At 62.8% G+C, this 6,466-nt stretch carries 6 protein-coding genes and 1 pseudogene; 4 read left to right on the top strand and 3 right to left on the bottom strand.

Annotation, left to right across the window (positions count from 1 at the left end; translation table 11 throughout):
- Positions 1-226, top strand: a pseudogene (locus DIE15_RS36310) (GntR family transcriptional regulator); the annotation flags it as partial.
- 43 nt (positions 227-269) lie between these two features.
- Positions 270-1,004 (top strand): ABC transporter substrate-binding protein, encoded by a 735-nt coding sequence (locus tag DIE15_RS36305; RefSeq protein WP_124835851.1) that lies wholly within the window; start codon positions 270-272, stop codon positions 1,002-1,004.
- Between the two features lie 95 nt (positions 1,005-1,099).
- Here DIE15_RS36305 and DIE15_RS36300 read toward each other — a convergent pair whose 3' ends face one another.
- A complete protein-coding gene (locus DIE15_RS36300; protein WP_057927421.1) occupies positions 1,100-2,083 on the bottom strand; it encodes an AraC family transcriptional regulator in 984 nt (327 codons plus the stop codon).
- 136 nt (positions 2,084-2,219) lie between these two features.
- Here DIE15_RS36300 and DIE15_RS36295 point away from each other — a divergent pair, with 136 nt between their 5' ends.
- Together DIE15_RS36295 and DIE15_RS36290 are read left to right on the top strand one after the other, a co-directional pair.
- Complete coding sequence (locus DIE15_RS36295; protein ID WP_124835850.1) at positions 2,220-3,056, top strand: alpha/beta hydrolase; 837 nt, start codon at positions 2,220-2,222, stop codon at positions 3,054-3,056.
- A gap of 166 nt (positions 3,057-3,222) precedes the next feature.
- On the top strand, positions 3,223-4,230 hold the full coding sequence (locus DIE15_RS36290) for a serine hydrolase (RefSeq protein WP_185734617.1): 1,008 nt from the start codon (positions 3,223-3,225) through the stop codon (positions 4,228-4,230).
- A 133-nt stretch (positions 4,231-4,363) separates the two neighbouring features.
- On the opposite strand, the gene DIE15_RS36285 is transcribed toward DIE15_RS36290, so the two are convergent.
- Both DIE15_RS36285 and DIE15_RS36280 read right to left on the bottom strand, forming a co-directional pair.
- Complete coding sequence (locus tag DIE15_RS36285) at positions 4,364-5,080, bottom strand: peptidase E (protein ID WP_175827110.1); 717 nt, start codon at positions 5,078-5,080, stop codon at positions 4,364-4,366.
- Between the two features lie 237 nt (positions 5,081-5,317).
- Positions 5,318-6,064 carry a carbonic anhydrase family protein gene (locus tag DIE15_RS36280; protein ID WP_057927425.1) on the bottom strand — a complete coding sequence of 249 codons (747 nt, stop codon included), beginning with the start codon at positions 6,062-6,064 and terminating at the stop codon, positions 5,318-5,320.
- Positions 6,065-6,466: the final 402 nt, after the last annotated feature.

Below are 6,466 nucleotides of genomic sequence, written 5' to 3'. Positions count from 1 at the left end.
CAGCTTCTTCATCGACACGATCCGGCGCGTGAATCGCGTGCGCCGGCTGCTGTCGTACCGCTCGATGCAGGATCGCGCGCGCTACGTCGAACATGCGAAGCAGCATCTTCACGTGCTCGAGCTGCTCGAGCGCGAGCGCAACGAAGAAGCGTCGGAAGCGCTGCGTCAACACCTGTTGCATACGCTCGATGCGCTGTCGCGCATCAGTGCCATTCTCAAACCCTGAGCACCCGCGCCACCAGCGCATCCGATTCCCCACGAGCCCTTCCATGACCATCGACCCTTCCGTCCTCTCCGCGTTCACCCCGACCGGCAAGCTGCGCGCGTCGATCAATCTCGGCAACCCGATCCTCGCGAACCGCGACCCGGCCACGGGCGAGCCGTTCGGCGTGTCGATCGACCTCGCGCGCGCGTTCGCCGAGCGGCTGTCGGCCGAGCTGGAGCTCGTCGTGTTCGATGCGGCCGGCAAGTCCGTGCAGGCACTGACCGACGAGCGCGCCGATTTCGGTTTCTTCGCGGTCGATCCGCTGCGCGGCGAAACCGTCGCGTTCACCGAGCCCTACGTGCTGATCGAAGGCTTCTATCTCGTGCGCGACGATTCGCCGATCCGCGGCAATGCGGACGTCGACCAGCCGCACAACCGCGTGGCGGTCGGCAAGGGCAGTGCGTACGACCTGTTCCTCACGCGCGAGCTGAAAGCCGCGCAGATCGTGCGTGCGCCGACGTCGCCGGCCGTCGTGCCGACGTTCGTCGAACAGCAGCTCGAAGTCGCGGCCGGCGTGAAACAGCAGCTCGAAGCCGATGCGGCGAAGTCGACGGGCCTGCGCCTGCTCGACGAGCGCTTCATGGTGATCCGCCAGGCGATGGGCGTGCCGAAGAGCCGCGGCGAAGCGGCCGCCGCGTTGCTCGGTGCATTCGTCGAAGAGATGAAGGCGTCGGGCTTTGTCGCGGATGCGCTGAAACGCCATGGGATCACGGGCGCGTCGGTCGCACCGCTGGCGTGATCAGGACAGGATCGGACACCCGCTGACGCAACGACGGCGCCGCTGTCTCGCCCGGCATCGGCGCCGCGCACCGCAAGCATCGCGCGGCACGGGCACTACTCGGCATTGGCGCGCCGCCATTGCATCGGCGACATCTCGTACCGTCCGCGAAACGCGCGGCTGAACGCCGCCTCGGACGTATAGCCGACGCGGTTCGCAATATCCGATACCGGCGCGCGGCTGTAGCGCAACAGCTCCGCCGCCCGATCCAGACGCCAGGTCGTCAGATAGCTCAGCGGCGCCTGGCCCACGACACGCTGGAATCGATCCGCGAACGCGGAGCGGGACAGGTTCGACAGCTCGGCGAGATCGTTGACGGTCCACGCGCGACCGGGGTCCGCGTGAATGGCGGACATCGCCGGGTTGATCCGGCTGTCGATCGCGCCGGACAACCAGCCGTGGCCCGTCGCCCCCTCCGTCGCCCAGGTGCGCAGCAACTGGACGAAGATGACGTCCAGCAAGCGGGAGATCATCGCGGCGGCGCCCGCGCGCGGGCTCAATGCCTCGTCGAGTATGAAATGGCAGCTCAGCTCCAGCCACTCGAACGGCCGTTCCCGCAAGCCCTTCAGCACCAGCACCGGCGGCAGCACGGACAGCAGGCGCTGCGACAGCACACCGTCGAAGCCGAAATCGCCGCACAGCCAGGTGGTGTCGCCGCTACCTATCGTCAGACGTTCGCGGTCGTAGTACTGTGGCGCGAGATCCGTGACGAGACGGGCGGAACGGCCCGGCCGGTCGGCGATGACATGGCCATGGCCATGCATCAGCATGACCAGGTCGCCCTGCGACGCCTGATAGCACGCGTCGAGCCCCTCCACCTCGATCGTCACGCTGCCGCTCCGGATGATGTGCAGCCGGTACTTCCCGGCAGGAAAGCGCAACCCGAAAGGCGCCGAGGCCGCGCAGGTGAACACCGTGTTGCCCCGGATGCGGATCAGCTCCAGCACGTCGGAAAACGCGTCCCGCCTGAACGCGAACGGATCTGCTTCATCGTCCAGCCGGTTCGGCGTTTCAGCAAAGAATTCCGGTTTTTCAGCCATGTCGCGTACTCGGATGGTCTTTAAGATGGACACATCATTCACGCCGGGCGGTGCCGATGTCAAAGGGATTCGACGAGGGCACGCGGCACACTCGCGGGCGTGACGGGCGTCATCCAGCGACCACAGGAGCAGGCACATGAATCCGGAAACGCGCACCGACACCGTTGTACTCATTCACGGCCTGTGGATGACGCCGCTGTCGTGGGAGCATTGGGTCACCCGCTACACGCAGCGCGGCATGCGAGTCATCACGCCCGGCTATCCGGGAATCGAGCCGGGCACGGCCGGGGTCGCGGCCCTGCGCCGCGATCCGTCGCCGCTCGTGAACCTCGGCGCGCGCGAGATCTTCGAGCATCTGGCCGCGACCATCGCGGCGCTCGACACGAAGCCGATCCTCATGGGGCATTCGTTCGGCGGCGCGTTCGTGCAACTCCTGCTCGACGCGGGCTTCGGCACGGCCGGCGTATCCATCGACGGTGCGGCCGTGAAGGGCGTGTGGGCGCTGCCGTTCAGCGAGATCAAGGCGACCTTCCCGGTCCTGCGCAATCCGGCCAACCTGCACCGCGCCGTGCCCATCACCGAGACGGAATTCCACTACGCGTTCACGAACAACCTGAGCCTCGCGGAATCGAAGCCGGTCTATGACCGCTATGCGGTGCCCGTGTCGGGGCGCATCCTGTTTCAGGGCGGATTCGCGAACGTCACGCCGAATGCCGCGACAAGCTACAACTTCGCGAACGACACGCGCGCACCGCTGCTCTTCATCGCCGGCGGCAACGACCACATCCTGCCGCCGACCGTCCAGCGCGAGAACTACGAGAAGAACGCGAAACGCTCGCGGGCGATTTCGGCATACCGGCTGTTCCCCGGCCGCAGTCATTACACCTGTGGCGAGCAAGGCTGGGAGGCGGTCGCCGACTTCGCACTCGACTGGGCGCAGGCGCCGGTGGCGGGGGATCTCGGTAACCGTTGAACGGTTTTCATCGCGGAGGACCACACGGCGCGGACGCTCGGCATGACCGAAAGCGGTCGCGCATGTGGCTGCCAGCCACGGCTGCGGGCGTTTCAAGTCGCGCCTGGTACGTTGCGGGCGTTGCGGTCGGTACAATTCCGCGAGCATGCTGTCGATACCTGAACAGATGACCGACCTCGAACGATTCCTCGCTGAAACAACCGCCAGCGGCAAGATACCTGGCGTATCGCTTGCCGCTCTTCGCGCAGGGACGAGAAGCGTCGAACTCTACTCAGGGGTCCGCGGTGTACACGACCACGCGGCTGTCGATGCGGCGACCGTCTTCGAGGCTGCGTCTCTCACCAAACCGCTCGTTGCATATATCGCGCTTCAGCTTGTCGAAGAAGGGCTTCTGGATCTGCAACAACCCCTATTCGAAATCTGCGGCGATTACGTACCCGGCGATTCGAACTCTCGCCGGATAGCGGCCTTTCATGTCCTGACACACACCAGCGGTCTTCCGAATATCGTCCGCGACAACGCTCCGCTTCGCACATACTTCATGCCCGGCGAGCGGTTCAGCTATGGCAGCAGTGCGTTTGCATGGCTTCAACGCGCGATGGAAACCGTCAGCGCGCGCCCGCTCGAGATGCTGGCGCGAGCGCGCGTATTCGGGCCGTTGGGCATGCGTCATTCGAGCCTGGCGTGGCAAGAGCGCTTCGCGGACAATCATGCGCAAGGCCACGAATGGGAAGGTCAGCCGGTGCCGAAGCGTCGCGTGCAGACAGCGCAGGCCTCGTGGTCGCTGCTGACGACGGCATCCGATTACGTCGGCTTTGTTCAGCATGTACTGGCGCGCCGAGGCTTGACGGCAGCGAGCTACGATCAGTGGTTTGCACCTCGCGTCAATACTCGGCAAGGCGACGATGCCGAAGATCTCATCGGTCGAAACCCGCCCGATCCAAACGTTGCGTGGGGATTGGGCTGGGGGCTCGAACCGCTGCAGGGTTGCTTCTTTCACTGGGGAAACAACGCGGGATTCCGGGCGCTTGTTCTCGCCAATCGGGCGACGCGGGATGCAGTCGTCTGGTTTGCCAATTCGGCCCGAGGCCTGAGACTGATACATGCCGTCCTGCCGGCCACCGTTCCCGGCGAACACCCCGCGGTCGCATGGCTTCGGATCGGTAACTTGTGACTATGTCGTTAGCGGCATCGCGCAATCGAAACCGGTAATCCACGTTGAAACGGTGGGCACACTGCAAGGTCGACCAAGTCGCTTCCGAGCGGCAACCTCTATTTCCACAGCAGTCGTCGGATTGTGGGTACTGTCAGCCGATCCGGTTGACCGGCAACGCGGTCTCGAACACCGTCTCGCGTTCGCGATGGACTCGATACGCGGCTGATCCCGCTCGCCAGGAAAACACGCTTTCGACAGAAGTGTGCATGTACAGCACAGCCGCAAAATCATCGATTGCAATCGTCGGCGGGATGCTGCCGGCCTGTTGTGCGGCATGTAACGTCCGACGCCTCTTAGGATCGCTGCCGTAGTGAACGGCACAGCCGCCGGGCAGCAATCCCAGGCAGTCGAGCGGACGATGGGCTGCGCCCCAGAATGAATCTGTCAGCCCCGCGTCAAACCAGCACATTGCGCCGGCACTCATACCGGCAAGCAACACGCCACGCTCCCATGCCGTTCGCAAAACCGAATCGAGTCCCCACTCCCGCCATACGGCAAGTGCGGACTTGGTATTGCCGCCGCCAACGTAAATCACGTCCTGCTCGAGCAGCCTGATTGGAAAGTCGGAAACAAGCATCGACCTTGAGTCGGGTTGCCGAAAAAACGCAAGATGGGACGTTTCGCAGCCCAAATTGCCGTAGGCCATGTGGAACTTCTCCAGATGGTCTGGCAAATCCCCGCTGGGCGTGGCCAGAAAACAGATACGCGGTCGCGCCTTGCCCGTGAGCGTAACGAGATGTTTGTCGATCGGCGACGACGTCTCTTCCATCATGAAACCGCCACCGCCTATCGCGAGAATACGTTGCATGAATGCACACCGGGTCGTTGATTGTCGCTTATCACATGCGGATTCAACCCGTCGATGCAACATACGTGAGGCTGCATAGCCGCGAGGGGTGTTGCATCGACGGGTTGAATCCGCAACCCTCTCCCGCCGTACGCGGCTGCGTTAGCACAACGACCGCTGTGAGGGAAAGCGACCGTCCGTGTTGTCAGGTGGCCGCCTCGTACTCCGCGATTTTGTTGAAGAGGGACGTCGACGTGCTCAGCCGAAGAATTCGACTGCGCCAGTCCGAAGGTTGTACATCGCGCCAACGATCTTAATCTTTCCCGTGGTCTCGAGTTCGGCGAGCACGGGGCTATGCTGACGAATGCTGGCGATGGTCAACTCGACGTTCTTGCGCGACACGGCGTCCACGAAAGCATAGTTCATTGCAGAGCGATCACCATCGTAGATCGTTGCCTGCACGGCGGGTTTGATCTTGGCTAACAATCCGGTGAGATTGCCTAGCTCGGCGTTGGCAATGGCTCCCTTGATCGCGCCACAGGCCGTGTGTCCCATCACGACGACTACCTTTGCGCCAGACAGTTTGCATGCGAACTCCATGCTGCCAAGGATGTCTTTGTTTTCGATATTCCCGGCGACACGGCAATTGAAGACATCGCCGATGCCCAGATCCATGATCACTTCTGCTGGCGCGCGCGAGTCGATACAACTAAGCAGCACTGCGGCGGGATACTGCCCGGCTGAGCTCGCCCTCTGCTCTCGCAAATAATTGCGAGCTTTCCTCTCGCCCCTCTGAAAGCGCGCGTTCCCCTGGTTCATGACCTTGATTATCTGTTCCGGTGTCATGCTGTCGCGCTGTGCCTTGGTCAATGCATCGGCGCGTGCGGGCTTCGTAAAGAGTGGTCCAGCGGCGAGCCCAACCACAGTGGCGGTGCCAGCAAGCTTGAGAAAATTCCGGCGACCTGAGCCTCTGTATTGCCTCGGATACTCGAAAGTGTCGCACATGACGTTGTTCCTCGTTTTTGCCAACTGGCGTCCATGGTTCCAGCATGTCCCGATCACCACGCTCGCGGGAGTTACTGGAGGTGGCCGATCGTCACCACAGCCCTGACGGGGTTTGATGACCTACTATGTCCGTCGCAAGGGATCGATTCAATATAGGCGATCGCTAGCCGCGTTCAAGTGAAGTGAAAGGATTGGAGCCCGCTTTCTGCAGCGCATAGTCCCCCCCTCAAGCAACGTTCGTCGTCGCGAATCGAATGGCCGCTTGTTGTTGCGAAGCCGCTGTCTGAACGTCCAACTGACGCGACGGATGAGTGACCCTTCATGGCGAATACTGCCCAATTAGCCGTCAATTCATGAAGCAGTCGATCGAAGAACCTCCCCCGAAGAGGGCTCCGATCGCGG

The organism is Burkholderia sp. Bp9031 (assembly GCF_003857965.1).
GTDB classification, from domain to species: Bacteria; Pseudomonadota; Gammaproteobacteria; order Burkholderiales; family Burkholderiaceae; genus Burkholderia; species Burkholderia ambifaria_A.
This window is presented reverse-complemented; position numbering and strand designations above follow the sequence as displayed.